Source organism: Pseudomonas sp. 31-12 (assembly GCF_003151075.1).
Classification (GTDB): Bacteria; Pseudomonadota; Gammaproteobacteria; order Pseudomonadales; family Pseudomonadaceae; genus Aquipseudomonas.
The window spans coordinates 3,999,460-4,022,486 of sequence record NZ_CP029482.1 but is presented as its reverse complement, the minus strand read 5'-3'; the positions used below and the strand labels follow the sequence as shown (position 1 = coordinate 4,022,486).

Annotated in this window: 21 protein-coding genes and 1 pseudogene; 4 read left to right on the top strand and 18 right to left on the bottom strand. The window is 59.0% G+C overall.

All coding sequences use genetic code 11. The features are described 5' to 3' along the window. The first annotated feature begins 27 nt into the window (after positions 1-27). Positions 28-264, top strand: coding sequence for a hypothetical protein (locus DJ564_RS18940; protein WP_109632345.1), 237 nt, complete (start codon positions 28-30; stop codon positions 262-264). A 33-nt stretch (positions 265-297) separates the two neighbouring features. Here DJ564_RS18940 and DJ564_RS18935 read toward each other — a convergent pair. Beyond that, positions 298-465, bottom strand: a pseudogene (locus tag DJ564_RS18935) (EamA family transporter); the annotation flags it as partial. After that, the gene (locus DJ564_RS18930) at positions 462-1,733 is read right to left on the bottom strand and encodes an MFS transporter (RefSeq protein WP_109632343.1); all 1,272 of its coding nucleotides are present in this window, start codon (positions 1,731-1,733) and stop codon (positions 462-464) included. The gene DJ564_RS18930 and the pseudogene DJ564_RS18935, both read right to left, overlap by 4 nt. A 125-nt stretch (positions 1,734-1,858) precedes the next feature. Here DJ564_RS18930 and DJ564_RS18925 point away from each other — a divergent pair, with 125 nt between their 5' ends. After that, positions 1,859-2,317, top strand: a complete 459-nt coding sequence (locus DJ564_RS18925; protein WP_109632341.1) for a helix-turn-helix domain-containing protein — start codon at positions 1,859-1,861, stop codon at positions 2,315-2,317. A 17-nt stretch (positions 2,318-2,334) separates the two neighbouring features. Here DJ564_RS18925 and DJ564_RS18920 read toward each other — a convergent pair whose 3' ends face one another. The 16 genes from DJ564_RS18920 to DJ564_RS18840 all read right to left on the bottom strand — a co-directional run bounded on the left by DJ564_RS18920 (position 2,335) and on the right by DJ564_RS18840 (position 21,049). Then, positions 2,335-3,306 (bottom strand): alpha/beta hydrolase, encoded by a 972-nt coding sequence (locus DJ564_RS18920; protein WP_109632339.1) that lies wholly within the window; start codon positions 3,304-3,306, stop codon positions 2,335-2,337. Next, positions 3,306-3,746 (bottom strand): TspO/MBR family protein, encoded by a 441-nt coding sequence (locus DJ564_RS18915; RefSeq protein ID WP_109632338.1) that lies wholly within the window; start codon positions 3,744-3,746, stop codon positions 3,306-3,308. Before DJ564_RS18915 ends, DJ564_RS18920 begins: the two co-directional genes overlap by 1 nt. Before the next feature lie 72 nt (positions 3,747-3,818). Beyond that, positions 3,819-4,634: a DUF1206 domain-containing protein gene (locus tag DJ564_RS18910; protein ID WP_109632336.1), complete on the bottom strand. Its 816-nt coding sequence runs from the start codon at positions 4,632-4,634 to the stop codon at positions 3,819-3,821. A gap of 133 nt (positions 4,635-4,767) precedes the next feature. Further along, positions 4,768-5,400 carry an isochorismate family cysteine hydrolase YcaC gene (ycaC, locus tag DJ564_RS18905; RefSeq protein ID WP_105348963.1) on the bottom strand — a complete coding sequence of 211 codons (633 nt, stop codon included), beginning with the start codon at positions 5,398-5,400 and terminating at the stop codon, positions 4,768-4,770. 510 nt (positions 5,401-5,910) lie between these two features. Continuing rightward, positions 5,911-6,666 (bottom strand): ABC transporter ATP-binding protein, encoded by a 756-nt coding sequence (locus tag DJ564_RS18895; protein WP_109632334.1) that lies wholly within the window; start codon positions 6,664-6,666, stop codon positions 5,911-5,913. After that, positions 6,660-7,721 (bottom strand): iron ABC transporter permease, encoded by a 1,062-nt coding sequence (locus tag DJ564_RS18890; RefSeq protein ID WP_109632332.1) that lies wholly within the window; start codon positions 7,719-7,721, stop codon positions 6,660-6,662. Before DJ564_RS18890 ends, DJ564_RS18895 begins: the two co-directional genes overlap by 7 nt. Continuing rightward, on the bottom strand, positions 7,718-8,905 hold the full coding sequence (locus DJ564_RS18885) for an ABC transporter substrate-binding protein (RefSeq protein ID WP_109632329.1): 1,188 nt from the start codon (positions 8,903-8,905) through the stop codon (positions 7,718-7,720). The genes DJ564_RS18890 and DJ564_RS18885 overlap by 4 nt, the downstream gene beginning before the upstream one ends. A 59-nt stretch (positions 8,906-8,964) precedes the next feature. After that, complete coding sequence (locus DJ564_RS18880; protein WP_109632327.1) at positions 8,965-11,379, bottom strand: TonB-dependent receptor; 2,415 nt, start codon at positions 11,377-11,379, stop codon at positions 8,965-8,967. Between the two features lie 99 nt (positions 11,380-11,478). After that, positions 11,479-12,456 (bottom strand): FecR domain-containing protein, encoded by a 978-nt coding sequence (locus DJ564_RS18875; RefSeq protein ID WP_109632325.1) that lies wholly within the window; start codon positions 12,454-12,456, stop codon positions 11,479-11,481. After that, the gene (locus DJ564_RS18870) at positions 12,457-12,972 is read right to left on the bottom strand and encodes a sigma-70 family RNA polymerase sigma factor (RefSeq protein WP_109632323.1); all 516 of its coding nucleotides are present in this window, start codon (positions 12,970-12,972) and stop codon (positions 12,457-12,459) included. Positions 12,973-13,058: 86 nt separating this feature from the next. Then, complete coding sequence (locus DJ564_RS18865; RefSeq protein ID WP_109632322.1) at positions 13,059-14,243, bottom strand: aminotransferase class V-fold PLP-dependent enzyme; 1,185 nt, start codon at positions 14,241-14,243, stop codon at positions 13,059-13,061. Between the two features lie 15 nt (positions 14,244-14,258). Then, entirely contained in the window at positions 14,259-15,503 is a 1,245-nt protein-coding gene (locus DJ564_RS18860) for an MFS transporter (protein ID WP_109632320.1), read from the bottom strand. A gap of 16 nt (positions 15,504-15,519) precedes the next feature. Beyond that, positions 15,520-17,370 (bottom strand): IucA/IucC family siderophore biosynthesis protein, encoded by a 1,851-nt coding sequence (locus DJ564_RS18855; RefSeq protein WP_109632318.1) that lies wholly within the window; start codon positions 17,368-17,370, stop codon positions 15,520-15,522. Between the two features lie 48 nt (positions 17,371-17,418). Further along, on the bottom strand, positions 17,419-18,567 hold the full coding sequence (locus tag DJ564_RS18850; protein ID WP_109632316.1) for an NAD/NADP-dependent octopine/nopaline dehydrogenase family protein: 1,149 nt from the start codon (positions 18,565-18,567) through the stop codon (positions 17,419-17,421). Between the two features lie 28 nt (positions 18,568-18,595). Beyond that, a complete protein-coding gene (locus tag DJ564_RS18845; protein ID WP_109632314.1) occupies positions 18,596-19,639 on the bottom strand; it encodes a PLP-dependent cysteine synthase family protein in 1,044 nt (347 codons plus the stop codon). Between the two features lie 15 nt (positions 19,640-19,654). Beyond that, positions 19,655-21,049 carry a Y4yA family PLP-dependent enzyme gene (locus tag DJ564_RS18840; protein WP_109632312.1) on the bottom strand — a complete coding sequence of 465 codons (1,395 nt, stop codon included), beginning with the start codon at positions 21,047-21,049 and terminating at the stop codon, positions 19,655-19,657. Between the two features lie 610 nt (positions 21,050-21,659). On the opposite strand from DJ564_RS18840, the gene DJ564_RS18835 reads away from it, so the two are divergent. After that, a complete protein-coding gene (locus DJ564_RS18835; protein WP_109632310.1) occupies positions 21,660-22,550 on the top strand; it encodes a CoA ester lyase in 891 nt (296 codons plus the stop codon). A gap of 25 nt (positions 22,551-22,575) precedes the next feature. Then, entirely contained in the window at positions 22,576-22,977 is a 402-nt protein-coding gene (locus DJ564_RS18830) for a ParB N-terminal domain-containing protein (protein ID WP_109632308.1), read from the top strand. Positions 22,978-23,027: the final 50 nt, after the last annotated feature.

The following is a 23,027-nucleotide window of genomic DNA, read 5'->3' as shown; positions in this document are numbered from 1 at the left end:
GCACTTTTCCAATAAGAGGATTCCACCATGCACGAATGGACCCTGAATTACCTGTTCAACGGCGAACCCCGCACCTACCTGTTTGAACTGGAACAGCCTCAGCTGCCCGTCCATGAGGCCGCGATGCACTTGCTACAGCTGCATTATGGGGACGCTGAGAACAGCCTGATGATGCCCACCGCAGACGCGACGCCGGCGCAGATTCTGCAACAGGCCGAGCGGGTAGGGCTGACGCAGATCACGGTCGCGGATCAACCCGGTTGATGCCTGAGCACGGCACGGAGGACACGCTGTCCGTACGTCGGGTTTCGGAATGAAAAAGATCGCTGGCAGTGCGCAAAGCGTGAAGCGAATGCCGGCAAGAATCAGCGGGTCAACGGTGGTGAGGCCCAGTTTGATCACCGAGAAATTCACGCCCCAAATGGCTGTAATCGAGATGGCGAGTAGTAAGTGTCTGGCTTTCATGCTGATCTTCCTTGAAGGGTCATTGAGCGTCGGCTCGTAAGCATCCACAGCAGCAACGCTGCAGCACTGATCAACGCGCCCAGCAGGCTCACAGCCGTCCAGCCCCAGAGCGCATAAACCTGGGTTGCGGATGCCGCGCCGAGCGCGCTGCCGACCGAGTAGAAGCACATGTAGGCGCCGACCATGCGACTTTGGGCGTCGGGGCGTGCCGCAAAAATGAGGCTCTGGTTGGTGACGTGTACGGCTTGCACCGCGAAGTCGAGCAAGACCACACCGCAGACGAGCGCGACTAAGGACGTCTCGGCAAAAGTAATGGGCAACCAGGAAAGCGTCAGCAGCCCCAGCGAAATGCCGGTCACGCGTTGTCCCCAACCTCTATCGGCCCACTGGCCGGCTCTTCTCGCCGCCAGGGCACCGGCGACGCCGGCCAGGCCAAACAGGCCGATGGCGGTGTGTGAAAGCGACAGTGGCGGGGCGCTCAGCGGTAGCACCATGGCGGTCCACAGCACGGAAAACGCAGCGAAGATCAGCAAGGCTAACAAACCCCTGATCCTTAAAACCGGTTCGGTCATGAACAGCTTGAAGAGCGACCCGATGAGCGCTGGGTAGGTGTCCTGATTGCGTGCCGACACGGCGGCAGGCACCGACTTCCATAGCACCACCGCGAGGCTCAGCATCAATCCTGAGGAAACGAAATAAACGGCGCGCCAGCCAGCGATGTCTGCAATCAGTCCAGAGGTAAACCGCGCCAGCAGAATGCCCAGGACAACTCCGCTGGTGATGGTCCCCACTGCCTGCCCACGTTGCGAGGGCGTTGCCAGCGCGGCGGCATAGGCGACAAGCACCTGAACCACCACGGCCAGTAAACCCATCACGATCATGGTGCCTAAAAGCGCCAGCCATTGCTGTGAGGCGCCGACGGCCGCCAGCGTAATGGCAGACAGTATCACTTGGGTCAAAATCAGCCTTTTACGGTTGACCCGGTCGCCCAGCGGTACGATGAACAGCAACCCCAGTGCGTATCCAGCCTGAGTGGCCGTCACCACCACTCCGATCAATCCTGAGCTGACGCCAAGGCTTTCAGCCATTGAAGCGAGCAGGGGTTGGGCAAAGTAGACGTTGGCGACGGCCAGTGCGCAGGTGACCGAAAACAATAACGTGAGCGCCGGAGAAAGCCCCGCAGACTGGTCGGTCCTGGTTTCCCCAGGCGGCAATCCCGAAGGCTGCCTGGTGCTACGTTGGGCGACTGTGTCGGTATCTGCTGTCATGCACGCCTCCATGGCGTTAAACTGGTTTCAAATAAAAACTGGATTCGAATATTGCTGAATCAAGTTTCAAATTGCAACCAGCTTGGTCGGCAGACTTGGCAACCCTTATCCAAAAGGTAAATACGATGGTTGAAGGCATTTCACCGCAGAGCAGCGAATGCCCGGTAGCGAGAACACTGGAGGCCATCGGGGATCGCTGGTCGCTCATGATCATTCGCGACGCTTTTGACGACATTCGCCGCTTCAGTGAATTTCAGAAAAGCTTGGGCGTGGCCAAAAATATTCTGGCTTCGCGCCTGAAAACCTTGGTTGAGGTCGGGGTATTCGACGTTCGACCCGCATCAGATGGAAGCGCCTACAAGGAGTACGTCCTGACGGACAAAGGACGGGAGATCTTTCCGGTGGTGGTCAGCATGAGGCAGTGGGGCGAACGTTACCTGTTCCAGCCCCAGGAGACGCGTTCTGTACTGCTGGACAACGCGTCTGGCCAACCTCTGATGCCGATGGATGTTCGTTCATCAAGTGGGCATAAACTCGGACCCTCTGACTGCCACAGGGTGAGGCTGGTTGACGGCGAATCGTGAGTCACAGCGGACTGACCTCACCCGTCGATTCGAGCCGTTATCCACTGCCGGCTGTACGCAAGCACGCTCTGTGCAATCGCCGTCGGAAAATGAATGAACCCGTGGGGAGAAGACGGCAGCAAGTGCATCTCGACAGGTGCCGATTGCCTCCAGCGCTCGGCGATGTCGAGAGTGTCGTCTCTCAGGGGATCCAGCTCGCCGGCAAACAGCAGCGCCGGCGGGAAATCCGTAAAGTCGCCGTACAGCGGTGATAACGGTGGCTGCCGGCGTTCCTCGTCATTCAGGCCCGGCGTCAGCATGCGAAACGCTTCAACCATGCCAGGACCGTCCAGCAGCAGCGTTTCAGGGGGTGCTGCGCGAACGCTCGGGGTTCCAGTCAAATCGTAGACGCCGTAATACAACAGCGCGCCGCTCACCCTTTGCAGCAAGCCGGGCGATTTTTTCAGCGACAGCAACGTTGCCGCCGCCAGATGAGCCCCGGCCGATTCGCCCACGACAATGACGGGCAGATCCGCAAACTCGGTGCAGTCCTTCAGTAACCAGCGAGCGGCAGAAAGGCAGTCCTCCATCAGGCCTTCAATCGGAGTCGATACGGCAAGCCGGTAATCCACCGAGACGACTGCGACGTTGCACTCATTCACCATGGCAACGTTAAAACCGTCATTCATCTGCGCATTGCCGATCACCCATCCGCCGCCATGGAAATCAAGCACAACGCCCTTTGCTTTGCCTTTCGGCCGGATGATCCGCACGGGCACGCCGCCCGCCCCAATCACCTTTGTTTGCGCCTTGAGCCCATGCTTGAGCAATTGACCCGCGCCGCCGATCTGGCTGGCGCGCAGCAGCGCCTGGATCACCCGAGGCGTGATGCGATTGCGGATGCGAAAGCGCGGCAACCAGGCGAGCTTCTTGTTGAAGTTGCGCACTTGCGCCCACGTCTGCTCGCCAGCAGGCCAAGGTGTTTGAGTAGCGAGTTCGGAATGCTCCATCAGCGGTTATTGCGCAAGATAGAAAAATTCAACGCAGCCGCCACACACAGCCACACAAGGTATGGAAACAGGATCAGGCCCGTGATTACATCCAGCCGCATTGCCATCACCACCATGGCTGCCACCACCAGCCAGAGCAGCGCCAGGATCACCATGGCGGCGAAAATGCGGTGCGCGCCAAAGAACACCGGTGTCCACAGCGTATTCAGGGCAATCTGCGCCGCCCATAACGCCAGCACCACCTGACTTCCAGGTATCAGGGACAACCGGTACCCGGCCCAGGCCAGCAGCAGATAGATAATCGACCAGGCGACCGGGAACAGCCAATTGGGTGGCGTGAAACTGGGTTTGACGAGCGATTCGTACCATTGGCCCGGTTTGAAAAGAATGCCTGTACTGGCCGCGGCCGCGCAGGCCAGAAGAAAAATCAGAAAGGTCATCATCAGTCCTTTGGTTGAGGTCAGCGGTGTGGGTTTGCAAGATGCTGTCGGCCGTTCATGCCGTTCATGCCGTTATGCGCCCGGTACGCCAGGCACATCCATGTTGATCTTGCGCCAGGCGGCTTCGGACAAGCTGTAGACCGAAAAGGCGATCAAGCCCAAGGCCATCACCATCAAAATCACGCCGCCGGCCGGCAGATTCTGCAGCGCATCGAGCGCCTCCTTCATGCCGGGTGGGTCCATGGCTTTATAGCGGGAGCCACTGATGATCAGCAACAGGGCGATCTCGATAAACACCACGCCACGGGCGATAAGGCCGAACCGAGAGACCGGGCGGACGTAGCGCATCACGTCTTCGTCCGCTTCAAAATATTGTTCGAACGTGGACTTCCAGCCTTTGATGATGTGAGCGATGCCTACGCCGAGAGGGATGAGTGCGACAAGGTACACCAATACATTCGAGTGTTCCCAGGACAACAGATCTGCCAATAGATCCTTGGTTTGCCCACCGCCCGAATCCCCCGAGTTTCGGATGCCGCTGATCAGCAAGCCCAACGCAAAAAACGCCAGCGCGCCGTTGACCAAACCTCCTGCGAACAATCCTGCCCGGATGACCAGCCCCTTCATATCGTTACCGTGATGATCGACGTCGCGTATGGCTTGCAACACTCGCCAACAGGCGAATGCGAGCAGGCCGGCCACCACCAATCCGACCAATACATAACCGAAAGGCTGGCTTAACACTGCCTCGAGGCTCCGGTGACTGTCCTTCGGTTTAGTCGAGTCTTGAGCCGCCAATAACGCGAAGATGCCGATGATCAGGTAAAGAACGCCTCGAGCGGCATATCCGCCCCGAGCGAGTACAACAAGGCTGTGGTGCGCAGACATGGCAGCTTAATCCAGAGGGGCAATACAGATGCAGACCTTTCGGGGTAGGAGGGGTTCGATTGAAAATCGGGGTGTACAGGCAGGAGACGGCCAAAAGCCCGCAAAAGCGGGCCTTGGTTTTTGCGCGTCAGGTTTACGCCTGGCGGGCTGCTAATGCCGAGTAGCTGTTCATCAGGTTGCGGTAGTTCGGAATGCGCTGGGACAGCAGGTTGCCCAGGCCTTCGATGTCGTTGCGCCAGTCGCCCTGCAACTCGCAGGCTACCGAAAACCAGTTCATCATTTGCGCACCGGCTTGGGTCATGCGGTTCCACGCCGCCTGTTGCACGGTGGTGTTGAAGGTGCCGGAAGAATCCGTGACCACGAACACTTCAAATCCTTCAGCCAGGGCCGACAGCGTCGGGAAGGTCACGCAGACGTCGGTCACCACGCCGGCAATGATCAGCTGTTTGCGACCGGTCGCCTTGATCGCCTTGACGAAGTCTTCGTTGTCCCAGGCGTTGATCTGGCCAGGACGGGCAATGTAAGGCGCGTCCGGAAACATTTCCTTGAGCTCCGGTACCAGTGGGCCGTTGGGACCTTGTTCGAAGCTGGTGGTCAGGACGGTTGGCAGTTCGAAGAACTTCGCCACGTCAGCCAGGGCCAGTACGTTGTTTTTGAACTCGTTGGGCGAGAAGTCCTGCACCAGCGAGATCAGACCTGTCTGGTGGTCGATCATCAACACTACGGCGTCGTCTTTGTTCAGGCGGTTGTAAGTGGCGTTGCTCATGATGAAATCCTTTATCGAGAGGGGTAAGTGGCTTCGTTCAACATGGGCTCAGATTAATGATCTGCAGGAAGGGGGAAAAGAGGGTGAAAACGGTTTGACTGTCAACCAGAAAGGGACAATCGAGGAGAGCAACAGGTGATTGCAGGATGACGTTGGAAAATATGAATTATTCGGGGTGGTGGCACTCAACACCCTGAGAGGTGCTTGCTTCTCGATAGCGGTGATATCCGCTGGGACTTACATTATGACTTCGCTAGAAGACTTCAGAATCCATTCTCATGCACTGCTGATCGAACTGGATGCTGCCACGATGGGCATGATGACGCTGGTGTCATCCCGTTGTGTTTCCGGGCCCGACTGGGACGTTGCGACTAAACGACATCACGATGCTTATGAAGTCTGGAGTGCTTTTCTCAATGGTCCAGCGCCAGCCCTGAGTCCGGATCCTCGTTGAATCCGGCTCGGCCGCCAGTGGTTGACACGTCACTCAATCCGGGATGGCTCACGTGATCAAACGATATCGTCAATCAGGATATGGTGCTGCCCGCGACTGCAGGTTTCTATCCGCGCCTCGACCTTGTAAACGTTACGCAGCATCCGCTCGGTAATCACTTCGTTGCTCGGTCCACTGCCTTGGGTCGTCCCGTTGGCGATCACCAATACCTGGTCGGCAAAGCGCAACGCCTGATTCAGATCGTGGATCGCGATGAACACGATGACCTCGCGTTTTCGAGCCAGTGCCCGCATGAAATTCAGTACTTGCACCTGCCGGTGCATGTCCAGTGCGCTGGTCGGCTCGTCCATCAGCAGGATCTCCGGTTCGCGCACCAGCGTTTGTGCGATGGACACCAACTGTTGCTGGCCGCCGCTGAGTTCACCGAGGTTGCGAAAGGACAGTTCGGTAATTCCGAGCGCGCCGAGAATCTCGTCGACCAGCTTCAATTCATCGTCGTGGACGACCCAGCCCGGTGTCAGTTGCTTACGCGCCAGCAGCACTGATTCGTAGACCGTCAGGCGGGCACTGGCGTTCAGGCCCTGCGGCATGTAGCTGATGCCCTGATGACCCTTTTTCGAGTCCTGCAGAATGACCTGGCCCGGCCCGTCAATCAGCCCGGCCATGCGTTTGAACAAGGTGGATTTACCCGCTGCGTTCGGCCCGACCACGGCAACCACCTGACCCCCCGTGAAGGCGGCCGTGGTGACGCCTGAAATGATCTCGCGCTGCCCATAACGGGCGCCGAGGTTATCGAGCTGGATCTTCACCATGAGTTTTTCTTCCCGCTGAGAATCAGAGATATGAAGAACGGCACGCCGATCAGTGACGTGACGACGCCGATGGGGAAAATCGCGCCCGGGATCAGGGTTTTGCTGACGACCGAACTGGCGGAAAGTATCAGCGAGCCCGTTAGCAAAGAGGCTGGCAGGAAGAACCGTTGATCCTCGCCAATCAGCATCCGTGCGATGTGCGGACCGACCAGTCCGATAAACCCGATGGTGCCGACAAAGGCCACCGGGAACGAGGCGAGCAGGCTGACCATGATCAGCGTCTGAAAACGCAGACTGCGCACGTTGATCCCGAAACTCGCGGCCTTGTCATCGCCCAGCCGCAGGGCCGTCAATGCCCAGGCGCGCTTGGCAAAGATCGGCAGGGTGATCAGGATGACCAGGCAAATCACACCGAGTTTCGGCCAGGTGGCTTTGGTCAGGCTGCCCATGGTCCAGAACACGACGGCCGCGACGGCTTGTTCGGTGGCAAAAAACTGCACCAGGGCCAACAGCGCATTAAAGGTAAACACCAGGGCAATGCCGAGCAGCACGATGGTCTCGGCGGTGACACCACGGCGCAGGCTCAGGAAGTGGATCAGCAGCGCGGACAGCATGGCCATGATGAACGCATTCACGGGCACCATGTACTGCGCCGCCAGAGGGAACAGCGCCACACCAAAGGCCAGCCCCATGGCAGCGCCGAAACTGGCGGCAGCAGAAATGCCCAGGGTGAACGGACTGGCCAGCGGGTTGTTGAGGATCGTCTGCATCTGTGCGCCCGCCAATGACAACGCGGCACCGACCGCGACGGCCATCAGCGCCACGGGCAGACGGATTTCCCACATCACCACGCGTACTTGCGCTGAAGCGGTGTCCGGCGAAAACAGCGCGCCGAGCACTTCAGTGAGGCTGTAGCTCGCTGGCCCAAGGGCCAGGTCAAGCAGCACGCTGCAAATCAATAACACCAGGAGCCCGCCAAGGATCAGGCGTTTGCGCAGCACCAGTCGACGGTAGGTGTCGCGTTGAACGACCATTGCTTCGTTCAATGAACTCATTGCTTCACCTCAGGCTTGTCCAGGCTGACAAAGTAGCCGGGCTCGTAAGGCACCGGCAGAAATCGCTCATGCAGTTCGCGCAATGACGCGTCCGGATCGAGATCGGCAAACAGCGTCGGATGAAACCATTTCGCCAGTTGCTGGATGGCCGCGAACTGGTAGGGGCTGTTGTAGAACTGGTGCCAGATGGCATGAAAGGCGTGGTCGTCCTGAGCCTTGATGCCCGCGTAGGCGGGACGTTGTGTGTACCACCCCAGTTTGTGCCGGGCTTGGGTCATGTCTGCACCGGGGCCTACCCCGACCCAATGACCACCGGGTGCAAAGGCTTCCCAGTTGGCGCTGGTGACAACCACCTGGTCCGGGTTGGCGACGATGACTTGCTCGGGGTTCAACTGGCCGAAGGTGGTGGGGATGATGTTTCGGGCAATGTTGTTGCCACCGGCCATGTCGACAAAAAGTCCGAAATTCTCGTTGCCGAAACTCAGGCAGCAATCATCCGTGTAGCCACCGATGCGCTCGATAAACACGCTGGGGCGGGAAGGGTGGCGCGCTTCAATGACGTCGGTGACTCGGTGGATCTGCTGGTTACGAAAATCGATAAAGGCCTCGGCGCGCGCTTCCTTGCCGAACAGCTGGCCGAACAGGCGCATGGTCGGCTCGGTGTTTTGCATCGGGTTGTTGCGAAAGTCGACGTACACCACGGGAATCCCCAGGGCGTCGAGTTTCTCGATGTAGCGCGCGTCTTCGGTGGCGTGCTGCGCTTCGATATTGAGGATGATCACATCGGGTTGCTGGGAGATCGCCTGCTCGATGTCGAAAGTGCCGTCTTCAAAACCGCCGAATGTCGGGATCTTGGCGATGGCGGGAAACTTGCGCAGATAGGCGCCGTAGGTGTCCGGGTCCGACTGGATCAGGTCCTTGCGCCAACCGACGATGCGTTCAATGGGGTTTTGCGTATCCAGCGCGGCGACCAGGTACAACTGGCGACCCTCGCCGAGAATGACCCGCCTGACCGGAAGGTGAACCTTGACCTTGCGCCCGAGCAAATCGGTCACCGTGGCGAGCGCGGGATCCGGGTCGGCGGCGAGCGCGTGGCGTGGCGTCAGAGCGCACAGCGACAGGCCCAGCAGTCCTGCGAACAGCAGCGCAGCGAAGGTTTGAGATCGTCGGAAGAAGGTAACCATGGTTTATTCCTTTACAGAAGTCAGATCGGACAACGACGCAAGTCGCCGGGCCGAACGTTTCAGAAATCGACGGTGGCCGACAGCAGCAGGGTGCGGGGTGAACCTTGGGAGAACGCTCCGTACGAGGCGACGCCCGACCAATACTCGCGGTCGAACACGTTCTGCACGGTGGCGCGCAATGTGGTCGGGTGTTCCGCAATGCGGGTCGCGAAGCGCGCACCGACATCGAAGCGGGTCCAGGCATCCAGTTCCTGGGTGTTGGCCTGGTTCACGTACTGGCTGGCGGTGTAGATCGCGCCACTGGTCAGCGTCAGGCCCTCGACCCACGGCGTGTCCCATTCGGCCCAGAGGTTGGCCTGAACGTCAGGGACACCGACCGGTTTATTGCCACGGTTGGCGGCAACGCCGGACTGGGTCAGTTCGCCGTCGAGGAGGGTTACGCCACCGAGCAGGCGGGTGCCTGGGGCGATCTCGCCAAACACATTGAGCTCCACACCGCGATTGCGTTGCTCGCCTTGTACCGAGAACACGCCAGAGGCCAATTCGCCGCTGGGCTTCTTGATCTGGAACAGCGCAAGTGTGGACATGAAGCTGCCGTAGTCGACCTTGACCCCGACTTCCTGTTGCCGGGAGATGTAAGGTGAAAATATCTCCCCCGCATTCGAGGCGGCGGACGGTGCGGTGTCACCCTTGCTCAAGCCTTCGATGTAGTTGTAGTAGAACGACACGTGGTCCCAGGGTTTGGCGACGACGCCGAACAGCGGCGTGGTTTTGCTTTTGTCGTAGGAGGTCGTGACCGTCCCGGCCGCATTGTAGTTATCGGATTTGATGTTCTGTTTGCGCAAGCCGACGGTGACTTGAAAGCGCTCGTCCAGCACTGAAAGGGTGTCGGCCAGGGCCACGCCTGACAGTTCGCTCTCGGAGACTTTCGGGGTGTCCGGTGTGGCGATCGAGGGTTCTGGACGGTCCACCGGGTGGTAGATATTCGACAGTATTGCCGGGCCGGAAATGATGCCTCGGGACAACTCATCGCGATAACGGGTGACTTGCAGTGCGGTGCTGTGACTGATCGGCCCGGTCTCGAAGCGCAGGCGGGCACCAGCGTCGACCGTGTAGCGCTGGACTTCGAATTTGTAGTAGCCGGGAATCGAAGAGGTGTCGCCGGCCGCATTGATGATCGTCGGAGTCTGATCGGACATCCGCGCTACCTCCGATTTGCCGCCACCGGCGTGAGCAAATACGGTCAGGGCATCGTCAAGGTCGTATTCGCCGCCGAACAACGCCGACTGATCACGGGTTTCGGACCAACCCCAGTCCTGGCTCACGCTGGTACGACCGTTGGCCGCAGAGGGGATCGGTACGCCGGGAGCGATGAGAAACGGTCGGGACGCGGCGTCAAATTGTTCTTGCTGGCTGATCAGGTCCAAGGTAGTCCGCAGGCGATCACCCGCATAGTCCAGGGAGATGGCGCCGATGTCGATGTCCCGGGTTTGCTTGTCGATGGCCGTGTCGCCTTGCTGGACACTGCCGTTGATCCGAACACCGAGCCGGCGTTCCTCACCGAACCGTCGACTGACGTCGAGGTGGCCGCCGAGCTGCGAATCCATGGCGTAACTGGCGGTGAACCGGGTCAAATCCTCGTCAAGAGAACGCTTGGGCACGACGTTGATCACGCCACCAACGGCGCTGTTGGGTGACATGCCATAGAGCAGGGCACCAGGACCTTTCACCACTTCGATGCGTTCGACGTACTCGGTGAACACCCGGTAGTTGGAGGCCACACCGTAAACCCCGTCGAACGCCAGTTCACCGAGATTGCCTTCACCGACCGGAAATCCACGAATGAAGAACGAATCGACTATGCCTCCGGTCTGGCCCGTGGAACGCACCGAGGAGTCACGCTCCAGCACATCGCCCACGGTGACCGCCTGCTGATCCTTGATCAACGTCGAGGTGTAGTTGCTGACGCTGAAGGGTGCGTCCATTACATCGGTATTGCCCAGCATGCCGAGGCGCCCGCCGCTGGCGACCTGGCCTCCCGGATACACCGGGGGCAAGCCTTGGGTACGTCGGTCGGTGCCATTGATCGCCGTTTCTTCCAGGGTCAACTGGTGTACCACCAGGGTGTAGCTGCCGTCGTCGCGTAAAACCATTTCCAGGCCACTTCCGGCCAGCAGCCGTGTAGTCGCCTCCTGTGTGGAGTAAGTACCGGACAGCCCCGGACTGACCAGGCCTTCGGTGATCGAGGGCTGGAACGACAAGGCAATGTCGGCATCCACGGCAAAACTCGACAGGGTTGCGCCAAGCGGTCCGGGAGCAATGTTGTAGGCGCGGACAACCGTGGAGTCCTGTTGCGACGGTACGGCGGCCAAGACAAGCGGGCACGCGGCACCGGCCAAGGCAAGGCTGAGCAACACACTGCGAATCACTGGCTTGAGCAGACGGTCCGGCCGTGGTTGCCGCGCAACGAGCATGAATGGATGACCTATGGACGAGGTGAAAAGGTTGTTCCTGTCCTTGCCAGTTGAGATCAAAAAAAGTATCACCCTTGCGGCAACTTTTTTGGCACGAGGTCAGGCGGGAGAGAGCGTCACCCAGTAACCGCTCAAGTGACCGGTGACGAGTATCGGGTAGGTTTGCACCAGCATGTTCAGCGTGCGCTGGGTATCGCTGATCGGAAAGGCGCCGGAAATGCGCAGCTCGGCAATGGTCGGATCACACCGCACGAAGCCTCTGCGATAACGCGCCAACTCGGCGACGAAATCCGCAAGACGCATCTTGTCGGCCATGAGCATGCCTTGGGTCCAGGCCCCGACGTAGCGGTCTGTCGGGGTCACCTGGCCAAACGTGCGGGATGAAAAATCGGTGCGTTGTCCGGCGTTGATGATCAGCGGGACTGCTTGGCTGCTATCTGACAATTCGACCCTCACCGCGCCGTCCAGTACAGCAAGATGGGTGCGGGGCTGCAGTTCGCGAACCGTAAATCGCGTGCCCAATGCCTGCATTCGGCCCTGGCGTGTGCTGACCAGGAAGGGGCGTGCCAGCGGCGAAGTATCGGGGGCGGTCTGCACCAGTATTTCCCCTTCGCGCACGTTGATGAGCCGCTGATTGGCGTCGAAGATCACATCGATGGCGGTGTCGGTATTCAGGGTGATATTCGACCCGTCGGCGAGGGTCAATTCGCGTCGCTGACCCACGGCCGTCCGGTAATCGGCGGACCATTGCTGTGATTCCACCAGTTTCCAGCTGCCCCAACCGGCAGGCAGAACGGCCAGGAGCATCGCCAGTTTGCCCAGGGCGACGCGACGTTCGGGATTGCTCGGGCGATCCAGTGCCGACATCGCCAAGGACGATGGCAGCCCGCCGAGCTTGCTCTGCAGCAACTGCGCGCGCGACCACGCACGATTACGTTCGGGCGTGCTGGCCTTCCAGCATTCCCATTCGGCATGCTCGGCGTCGCTGAGCTCGCTTTCACTCAAGCGCATCAGCCATTCGGCTGCTTCTTCAAGCACCTTGGGGTCGAGCTGCGGGTCATTGCGCCGAGTGAGCATTTATTCCACCAGCATCAGGCACTGCACGAAGGCTTGCTTCATGTAGCGCTTGACGGTGATCAGCGAGACGTTCAACTGCTCGGCAATGTCGTCGTATTTCAGGCCGCCGATCTGCGACAGCAAAAATGCGCGTTTGACCAGCGGGGGAAGGGTGTCGAGCATCGCGTCGATCTCGTGCAGGGTCTCCAGCACGATGAAGCGCAATTCCGGCGAAGGCACTTCGGGCGCGGGCAGGTGCGCGAGGGCATCAAGGTAGGCGCGTTCAAGTGCCTTGCGCTGATACCAATTGACCAGAATGCCCTTGGCCACGCAGCTCAGGTAGGCCCGGGGTTGCTCGATGACCGTGACCTGGGAGGCCAGTATGCGAGTGAAGGTGTCCTGCGCCAGATCCGCCGCATCCATGGCGTTACCCAGTTTTTTTCGCAGCGTGGCGTACAGCCAGCCGTGATGGCCGCTGTACAGGGCTTCGATCGCGCGCAGATGATTGCTGTTATTCGCGGGAAGGGTATCGCTCATGGCGGCGGCTTTTTTGCAATTGAGAAGTATTCCCAATGCTAAGTGACAAAGACGCTCCGACGCAAGGGCGATTCTGCATCCCGTTTTCAGATTCGCGGCATGCGCATCAGCGCTTCAATCAGGGCGTCGATTTCGCCTTCGGTGTTGTAAGCGTGGACCGAGGCGCGGCTGACTTCCTGCAAACCTCGTTGCTGCATGTCGAGCAGGGTTGAGCGGAATGTCGAGGTGGAGACGTTGATCCGTTTATCTTGTCCCGCAAGCCATTGCTGTACGTGTGCGGCGCTGCTGTCCTGGCGCGTGAACGTCACGATCCCGGACGTGAGGGCACCTCTGTCGCGAAGTGTGACGCCAGGGACTTCGGCCAGTCGATGCCGCAAGTGGTTCGCCAGTTGCTGAATGCGCTGCCACATCGGCTCGATGCCTTGTGCCAGTGCGTATTCAACCGCTGCCCCCAGGCCCAGTTTCGCGGCCACGTTGCATTCCCAGTTTTCGAAGCGGCGGGCATCGTCACGGATCTTGAAGGTGTCTGGCGTCAGCAACGATGCGGCATGCAGGTCGAGAAACGCCGGTTCAAGGTTTTGGCACAGCGACTTTTCAACGTATAGAAAGCCCATGCCCCTGGGCCCCCGAAGGTATTTTCGGCTGGTCGCGGCGAGGAGGTGACAGCCGATTTTGCGCACATCGATCGGCATTTGCCCGACACCCTGGCAGGCATCGAGCAAAAACAGCACGCCGGCATCCCGGGCCAGCGCACCGATCTGCTCGATGGGCTGAACCGGTCCGCCGTTGGTCGCGATCATCGGCAAAGACACCAACGCGACGCGCTCATCGCCCAGCATGTCCTGCAAGGCGCCAAGTGAAACCTGGCCCTGTTCATCGTTGGGAATGAGCCGGATTTCAATGCCGCGCTGCTGTTTCAGCTGCAGATAAGGAATGAAGTTGCCGGCGTATTCGGTGGTGGAGGTCAGCACCACATCACCGGGTTGCAGCGGCAATGAATAAAAGGCCATGTCCCAGGCGCGGGTCGCGTTTTCGATGACGGCGATTTCGTCGGGGTCAGCATTGATCAGGCGGCCGATGGCGCCGTAGACATTCTCCAGTTCAGCCGCACGTTGCCCGGCCGCCTCGTAGCCACCGAGTCTGGCTTCGAATTGAAGGTGGCGGGTCATGACATCGATCACCGGGTCGGGCATCAAGGCCGCGCCGGCATTGTTAAAGTGAATCAGCTGCTCGACACCGGGGGTGTCGGCACGCAGTTGTGCAATGTTCAACGCAAGACTCCTAAATCAGTCGCCGGGTGGGGCTTGGCTCGTTTGCATGACCACCGGCCAGTAACGCAGGGCGATGATGGGAATCAGCGCGACGACATAGGCCAGACACACAAACAGGTAGGTGTACTGCAAGCCATAGACCTGGCTGAGCAAACCACCGGCCGAGATCCCCGCAATCGAGGCGAATTGCGCGGTGCTCTGCGCAATCCCCAGCACATAGCCCTGTTGTGAGCTGTCGGCTGTTTTCGAGATCAGGGCCATCAGCACTGGTGTGGTGGCGCCCAGCAGTACGCCCCATATGAAGTAGGCAATGACAAACACGGCGGGGCTGCGTGTGACACCAGCGACCGCGGTCAGGACCACGCAGCCGATGACAATGTAGGTGATGCGGTGCAGGGTTTCCTGTTGGGTGCGGTGCTCGAAGTAGCGCGACCACGCGGTGGCCGAGAGGATGAAACCCAGTGCCAGCAAGCCGTAACACAAGCCGACGACCGAGTTGCTGACCTCGAACACCGAGCTGACATACAGCGAGAAGGAGGTCTGCGGCAGCATCCGCGCCAACAGCAGAATGCCCATGACGCCCAGCAGCGACAACAGGGGCGAACCTTGCCAGACGCTGCCTGAGCGCCTGACCGGAGTCGCCGTGTCCACGACCGGCGTTTTCTTTACGGGCGGAACATCCGGCAACGTCACGGCCGCCACCACGGTGCAAATGGCGCACAGGACCGAAGCGATGATGTTGATCCAGAAGAAGGTCGCGTAATCGAGGATGAGGCCACCGACGACGGCGCCGAGCAACGAGCCGACGTTGGTCGATATCTGCAGGATCGCAAACAATCGCGCCCGCCGCGAGGGTGCTTCGATGCTGACACCGTAAGCCTGTGCCGGGGCGATGTACCCGGCGAAAGCGCCTTGCAGGAAGCGCAGGATCAGGATCACCCAGATGTCGCTGAACAGGGCCAGGCCAAGCTGGGTCAATGACAAACCGGCGAGGGCGCGGATCATCATCAGCTTGTGGCCGTAGCGATCGCCGATACGGCCCCAGAAGGCGCTGGTCAGGATAATGCCCAGCATCGGACCGACGTAGACGGCGATGCTGGCGAAGCTGAATACCGATTCCGAAGCGGTCAGCCCACGCAGGTGGACGGGCCAGAACGGCCCGCTCATTTCCATCGCGCCCATGGAGATGAGCTGGATCGCGAACAGAAGATAAATCAGGATTCTTACTCGCGAACCCTGGATGGGACCTGCATGGGACATGAGTCAGCCTCGGTGGTTAAACAGCATCAAGCGGGTTGGTCAGCGTGTGCTGCAAACGATAGTTGGAGTACTGCATCAAATGCATGCGCAACAACGACCGGGTGGGCCATGGGTCCTGAACGAACGCTTTGCGCTCGACTTCCCACAGCGCTGGCGAGACCCGGTCACGCACGGCTGCGAAGGCGTTCTCGGTTTCTTCACGCAAGATCTCCCACATCCGGGTGTTGTTCAACGCGTACTCCTTCGTCAGCCACAGGGCCATTTCGTGCAGGTGCGTGAGGAACGCCGCGTCCAGTACGAACATGCGCACCGGCTCGATATCCTCGACGAACACCGTCGGCAAGATGCCGGGCTGAACATGCGGTTGCAGGGTGTAACCGCGTTCCTCCAGCAACGGAGCATAGGTCCTGCCATCGCCGAAATCGCGGATCAGCAGACTACGTGCTTTGCCATCGGGGGAAAACAGCACCATGGTGTTTTGCTGATGTGCTTCAAGCCCGATGCCGTACAGCAGATAGATCGCCACCACCGGGCGGGTGACCACGTTGGCGTATTGGCGGAACCAGGTCTCGACCGTGTCGGCGCTGGCCCGAACGCCGTCGCGTTCGATCAGGTCGGTAAACAGCGGACGACCGCTGCCGGGCAACCGGGTGAACAACGATGCCACGGTAATCGGCAGGCAATCGTCGCTGCGTTCAAACGCCTGCTGGCTGGCGCGATAGACCACTGACAGATGACGGCCAGGCGCATCGTCCTGGGTGATCGCGTTTTTATAACGCACGCCGATCTCTTCCGGGAAAATCTCCAGTTGCTGGTCGAAGCCGTTTTCGGCGGCGAGGATCTTGGTGATCACCGTGCTGATGCGCGGCCCCATGTGAATTGACTTCGCTTGCAGGCTGCGCAGCTCGCTGGTCATCCACAACGCGATCGGCAATTTGATCAGCGGCGCTGTTTCGTCGAGCACCGGCATCATCGTGCGGTACGACATGGTCGGCAGGGTCTGAAGGTCCGGCCCCTCAGTGATCAGGATGCCTTCTTCGATTTCCGCGGCAAACGTCTTGAGCACGTAGGCCTGCAGATGCCAGGCGTGAATCGGCAGCGGTAGCCACCGGGTTTCGTCCAGGCCTTTGTCATTCAGCGAAGCCTTCCATTGTTCCCATTGCACCGGGAAGTTCGTGGCAAACCAGGCGTGGTAACTGGTGACGTGCGGCATGCTTTCGCTTTTGGCCATGTCGGCGCGCAACGCTGCAATACGCAGCGGTACGTGGGCGTTGAATTCAGGCGACAGTTGCTCGACTTCGGCGTCACTCAGGCCCGGGCGGGATTTCCACGTCGGATAATACGGGTGACCTTCCAGCGAGCCCCATTGGTCCAGCAGGATGGCCGCATCTTTGGTGCTGGCGTGTTGGCGAAGATAGTCGGTAAGGCTGTCGAGGCCATGGCTTTTGGCGGCGTCGGCCAGGCGCGCGTTCCATTCCTGGCGATACTGGCGAGCATGGGCATCGTTCAGCAGGCTGTTTTCCATGTCCGACTTGAGCCCGGCCATGCCTTCATCCGTCGGTTCGAAGTCGAAGCTGTCACGCAGCACGTACAGCAAGTCCTGATGACTGTGAATCACCTGGCGGACGCCTTCATCGGTCACCAGCACCACGTCACCGTCGTTGACCAGGGTGTCGGCCGGTCCCATGGCGATTTCAGTGAAAAACACGTGGGCAGGGGCGTTCTTCAGTGGGTAGGTGGCCTGGTTCCCCTCGGCGGAAAAAACCAGGGTCGAACGGTCCAGAATGTTTTCGGCAAACAGGCAACGAATCAACCGTCGCATGGCGTTTTTGCGGGAGTAGGCGATCAGTGTTTTGAGGTCATCCATATCAGCTATCTGCTCGTCGATAAGTAAATGAAGAGGCGAGGGCGCGACTCATGCCGTGCGCGGCCATTGGCTTGGAAAGTAATCGAGCGCCGAATCGCGCAGGCCTTGCATGTAGGAAACGCTCCAGTGCAGGACTTCCTCGATGTAGGGAACTTTGAGCTCGAAACGCCTGGCCATTTCCACCAGCAGCACCAGGCCGTAGGCGACGTCTTCGTTGAAGGCGCGGCTCTCGCGTTCGATCACGTAACCGGCGCGGTTGTCATCGGCGGGCACCATGGGCGCAAGGATGTCGTTGTAGGCCTGATTGGTGCGCAGGATCGACAGCATGCTGCTCTGGTCGCGAATCTGTTCACCGTACGCCTCGACAATTTCCTGCTTCAGGGATTTGACCGAAGACAGGTCGACACCCATTCGCTGGCTGATGACGGCGCACAGGTCCTGACTTTCCTGATCCATGCGCTCCAGGAAATAGGCGCCCAATTCGGGGCATTCGGTCCACCAGCACATGCGCTGGGGAAAGATCTTGCGATGCCATTGGCCGTAGGGCCCGATCAGCCCGTAAATCACCGAGCTGTGCATGATCGGGTTGCCCGGGGTGAGGGTGATTTCGAGGTAGTTGTCGAGCATCGTCACGCACGGGCCGTAGAGCACGGTGAGCATGTCCTGCAGGTGCTGGCGGGAGGCTTGCGACTCCCTGGCGTGGGTCGCCACGTATAACTGGCTTTTGCCGCCGCCCATTTTGATCGACAGCCCGGGCTTGAGATCGAACGCCGTGTGCGGGACATCTTTCATGCCCCAGATCACCAGGTTCGGCCGGTCGGCCAGCGTGGCTTCGGCCAGCCAGTCGAAACCGCAGAAGCCGGGGATCGCACCGATGTACACCGGTTTGCTCGAACTCAGATGCGGGGCAATCGCTTGCAGGGTGTGCGGCCGGGCATGGGCCGGCACGGTAATGATGACGATGTCGGCATCCTCGACGGCTGCGCTGGCATCCGTGGTCACCCGGTCCAGCCGGGCGCTCAGCGTCGAGCCGTCCGGCATCAACGCCTGCATCGGCGTATGGCGAGCGTGTTGATCAACGATCTCCAGGTTGCTGGTGAGCATCGAGACCTGAACATTGGGCAGCTGTTTGAACAGGATGGCATTGAGGTGACCGGTCCTGCCTCCGCCACAGATGGCGACTTTCAGCGGTTTCATTGAGAGGCGTTCCTGTGTGGGAGAAGCGTCATGCGACGCTCAATTGCAGAGGCGTGGAGACGGAGTCCAGCCATTGGGTTTTACCCAGCCAGATATCCAGTTGCGGCGCGACATTCGGGTCCAGCAGGTCGCGTTCTTCCAGCCATTTGTCGTCAAATACTGTGCGCAGGTACTTCTCGCCGCCATCGGCGATCGGCACCACGACGTTGCCGGTCAGCACGCCTTTGTGAATCAGTTCCAGTGCTTTGAAGATGGCGCCACCAGTGGATCCACCGACCAGCAAGGCCAGGTTGCGAGCGATGTACCGTGCCGTTTCGAAGGCTTGGGAATCGGTGACTTGCACACCCAGGTCGATGCAGCTGTAGTCGAGCACCAGGCCCACGGTGTCCCCGGCCGGGGTGCCGGTGCCTGATTGATAGTACGGATAGCCGGGATGGCCAAAGACGATGGAACCGGCCGGTTCGACAGCGACAGTGACGGTGTCGGGGTTGTGCAGTTTCAGCCCTCGAGCGATTCCTGTCATCGAGCCGCCGGTGCCGACACAACCGACGTAGGCGCCGACACGACCTTCGGCCTGGGCAATGGTTTCGCGCACGAAATCGCTATACCCGCCGGCGTTGGCGGCATTGTCGGATTGGTTCATGAACACCGCGCCCGGAATCTGCGACGCGAGTTCGGCCGCTAACCGTTGGCGCTCGACCACGGCGACTTCATCTTCGCGGTAGGTCCCCGCGACAAACCGGACTTCGGCGCCCAGTGCCTTCATCACGGCGATCTTGTCTTGAGCCGCGTGGTGATCGACCACAGCGATGAAATGCAGGCCGAACTCGACGGCCGCCATGGCCAGGCCGATGCCGGTGTTGCCGGAAGACGATTCGACGACCACGCCACCTGGTTTCAGCCTTCCTGACTTGAGCGCCGCGAGCACCATGTTGCGTGCCATGCGGTCTTTTATGCTGCCGCCGGGATTGTTCTTTTCAATCTTGAGCAACAACCTGGCGTTCGTATCAGGAACATCAATACCCAACATTGGCGTATTGCCAATAAGGTCCGAGACTTTATTCAGTATCATTTGAAATATTCCCTTTTAGTAGTCCGGTGAAAACGCGTAGTTACCTTCCGTACAACAGGTCGCCATCAATCGCCGGGGCAGGGGATGGCGATGAAACTCGTTCTCCAGCAAGTCCATCTGATAACCGGCGGTATTAACGTAAATCAATAAGTCACCCGCCTGCGGTGAAGTACTGAAATTGATCAAGCGATGGGTGATGACATCGTCATCCAGACAACTGTGGCCGGCGATGTAAGCTTGTATCGGGGAGTGCGGTAGTTGGCCGGAGCTGATGAGTATCGGGTCCACGAGATATTCGGATGAGAACCACGTCTCGCAAGCGCTGAAACTACTGCCCTCAACAAAGATGACGGTTCTGTTGTTTGTCAGCTGTTTGGTGCGTGTAATGCGAAACACGGAAATGGCCGCCTGATCCACCAGGCTTCTGCCGGGCTCCAGTGCCAGCGTTAAAGGCTGGGCTTTCAAATAGCTCGCAATGGACTGTCCTGCTGAATAATCAGCTTCGAGAAATAAGGCCAGCCACTGGCAGGCAGTCAGGCTACTGCCGTATGGGTAAAAAGAGGCTGGAACTTTCTGGTTTTCGTAGTTGCTCGGCTCATTATCGTTTTGTAAAAAACTGCTATAGGCCTGAGGCTCGACATAACGCATCGGCAAGCCTCCGCCGATGTCGATCATGGTTGGGTTTAACCCCATCTCCCGCGCCGCTTCGACGAAACCGCTGACCTCACGAAAGGCTTGTACCCGGGTTTCGAATCCATAGCCGCCGAGGTGAAAATGGAAACCTTCGAAGTGGAAAGTTTCGCGGTGTTCAGTCAGGTGTTGCAGGCATTGAAGCACCTCACTCGCACCCATTCCGAAACGGCTGCTCGGGCAGCTCTGTGGCCTGTAACGCAGTAAAACCCTGGCTTTCACGGGTTCCGGCATGGATTCGATCAGCGCAGTGAGGTGACCGTACTCTTCCAGGGAGTCCACGCAAATGAGTGAGCCGGCCTGCACCAATGCCCGATGAAACACCGTGGTTTTGGCCGGTCCCGTGGCGCACAAACGTTGCGCCGGTAGGCCGGATCGCAGCGCTGCGTCCATTTCGTGAAGGCTTGAAACGTCGATGCCGATGCCAGAGTCTGATGCCGCGCCAAGCAGGCATTGGGATTTATTGGCTTTGGCGCCATAGAAAATAGCGTGCTGCACATCGTGCTGTTTCAACACCGCCAAGAGGGCGCGGGTGTTGAGTTCAAAAGCATGTGGCCACACCAGATTCAAGGGAGATCCGTATTGAGACACCAGTTCCAGAAGTGTTTGCGGATAGTGATGAATCAGTTGTGCCACAACAGGGTCGAGCAGCGGTTTAAGCAGTTCTGGCTGATGAACTTCAATCCGTTCATCTAATGACGACGCAATTGTAATAGGCATAGTTAACCCTTGGCATCGAAAATCTCGCCATTCATATTTCGACAACTAAACGTTATCGATAGGTGTGATCTTTGCGCTCGTCAGGCACGAGCGCTTAATGATTCAGGAGGCGGATGCCAGATAAAACCCGAGAATGTGTCAGGGGTAATAGTCGTCATAAATGCTATACAAAACAATTGCATGAGAACCCCATTCCATAAGGTTTATAGGGACAGATTGTTCGGCCATTAGTTGATGGCCTAACCTCTTGTAAAGTGCCAGCAGCTGACATTCAAATGACATCACTGCTCTGTACTTCCCGTAAACATGAACGCTTGCTTTGATTCGAGAATTGTTTCTCTTGGCGGCGAGAACAATATTGCTAACGCGAACGATTATCAAGTAAGGTTTTCAAATATTTTGGATGTCCACCCGTTGAGCAAGAGTGCAAAAGCGATTATTTGCACGCTCTTGCAAGCATGCGTTCCTGCCTGAAAAAACACCTTAAAACCTTGATGAACAAGGCGTTGAAGGTTGATGCAACACGCCGTTTCCAGGCTCGGAAATTCAACGCCGCAGATACCCGAATTTTTTTTGAAACCCACGACTGATGCATGCCAAGGAGAGATTCATGACAACTGATCGTCTCAGCACCCAAGCCACGCTTCCCATCAGCTACCTGTTCGTTCCAGGCAATCGTCCCGAACGTTTTTCCAAAGCGGTCGATGCGGCTCCGGATGCAATCATTCTTGACCTCGAGGATGCCGTTCATCCGGGAAGCAAAGCCGCCGCGCGAGCCGCAATCTGGGCTTGGCAGGAGAGCACGCCGACGGTGCGCTGCCAGCGTTACATCCGTCTGAACAGCGTCAGCAGTGCGCTCTTTCGCCAAGACCTGACCTGGCTCAGGGACATGCGTTATCCCGAGCGCTGCGCGGGTATTTTCCTGCCCAAGGCGGAACGCCCCGAGGACTTGTTCCGGGTCGTCGAAGACCTGCTGGCATGGAATCCCGAACTCAAGATCGTCGCCATCATCGAGACCGCCAAAGGCTTGCAACAGGTCGAGGCGATTGCCGAAATTCCGGGGTTGGCACGCCTGGCATTTGGCTCGCTGGATTTTTCCCTGGATATCAATTGCAGCCAGATCCCCGAGGCCTTTCTGTTCGCTCGAAACCGGATTGTGCTGGCCTCGCGTACCGCCGATTTGCCGGCACCGATCGATGGCGTGACACCGGCGATCAGTGACATGACGGTGGTTGCGCAGGAGTCGCGTTACGCCCGCTCCCTGGGGTTTGGCGCCAAGCTCTGCATCCATCCCGCACAGTTGGGCACTGTCCAGCGGGCCTTCCTGCCTGATGCGCGCCAGCTGGCCTGGGCGGATCGAGTCTTGAGCGCCGTGGCCGGAGGCAGTCATGCGGTGCAAGTGGACGGTGAGATGGTCGATCTGCCCCTCATCGAACAGGCGCAGCGTCTGCTGGACGTGGCCAGTCGATACGCGCTGGTTGCCAAGGCCGATGCCTGCTGAGCCACCGTCGAACAGGAGATGAATCATGGGGCACGGTTATCAGATTGCGCTGCGGCCAATGTGCGATGTGTTGCAGTCGGAACAGGTCGATCCAGCCAATGTGGCGTTGCTGCGCGAGGCCATCATCCGGGCCGGGCATTGGCTGGAACCGATCATCGTCGAGCGCTCGAAAGGCATCGTGATGGACGGCAATCACCGGTTCAACGCGGCGCTGCAACTGGGGTTGAAAAGGGTCCCGTGCATCCAGCTCGATTACGCCGACCCGCGCGTTTGTGTGTGGCATTGGCAGACCGGGCAAACGTTCGAGGTGGCACGGATTTTCACCACGATTGCCCGTGGCGAGCTGTTTCCGTACAAGACCACGCGGCATGCGTTCGACCCGGCCTTGCCGGTGATCGCGATACCGCTCGACTGCCTGTACGTGTGATTGACCGGGCAGGCTCCTCGGCTTTACGGCCGAGGAGCCCAAAAATTTTC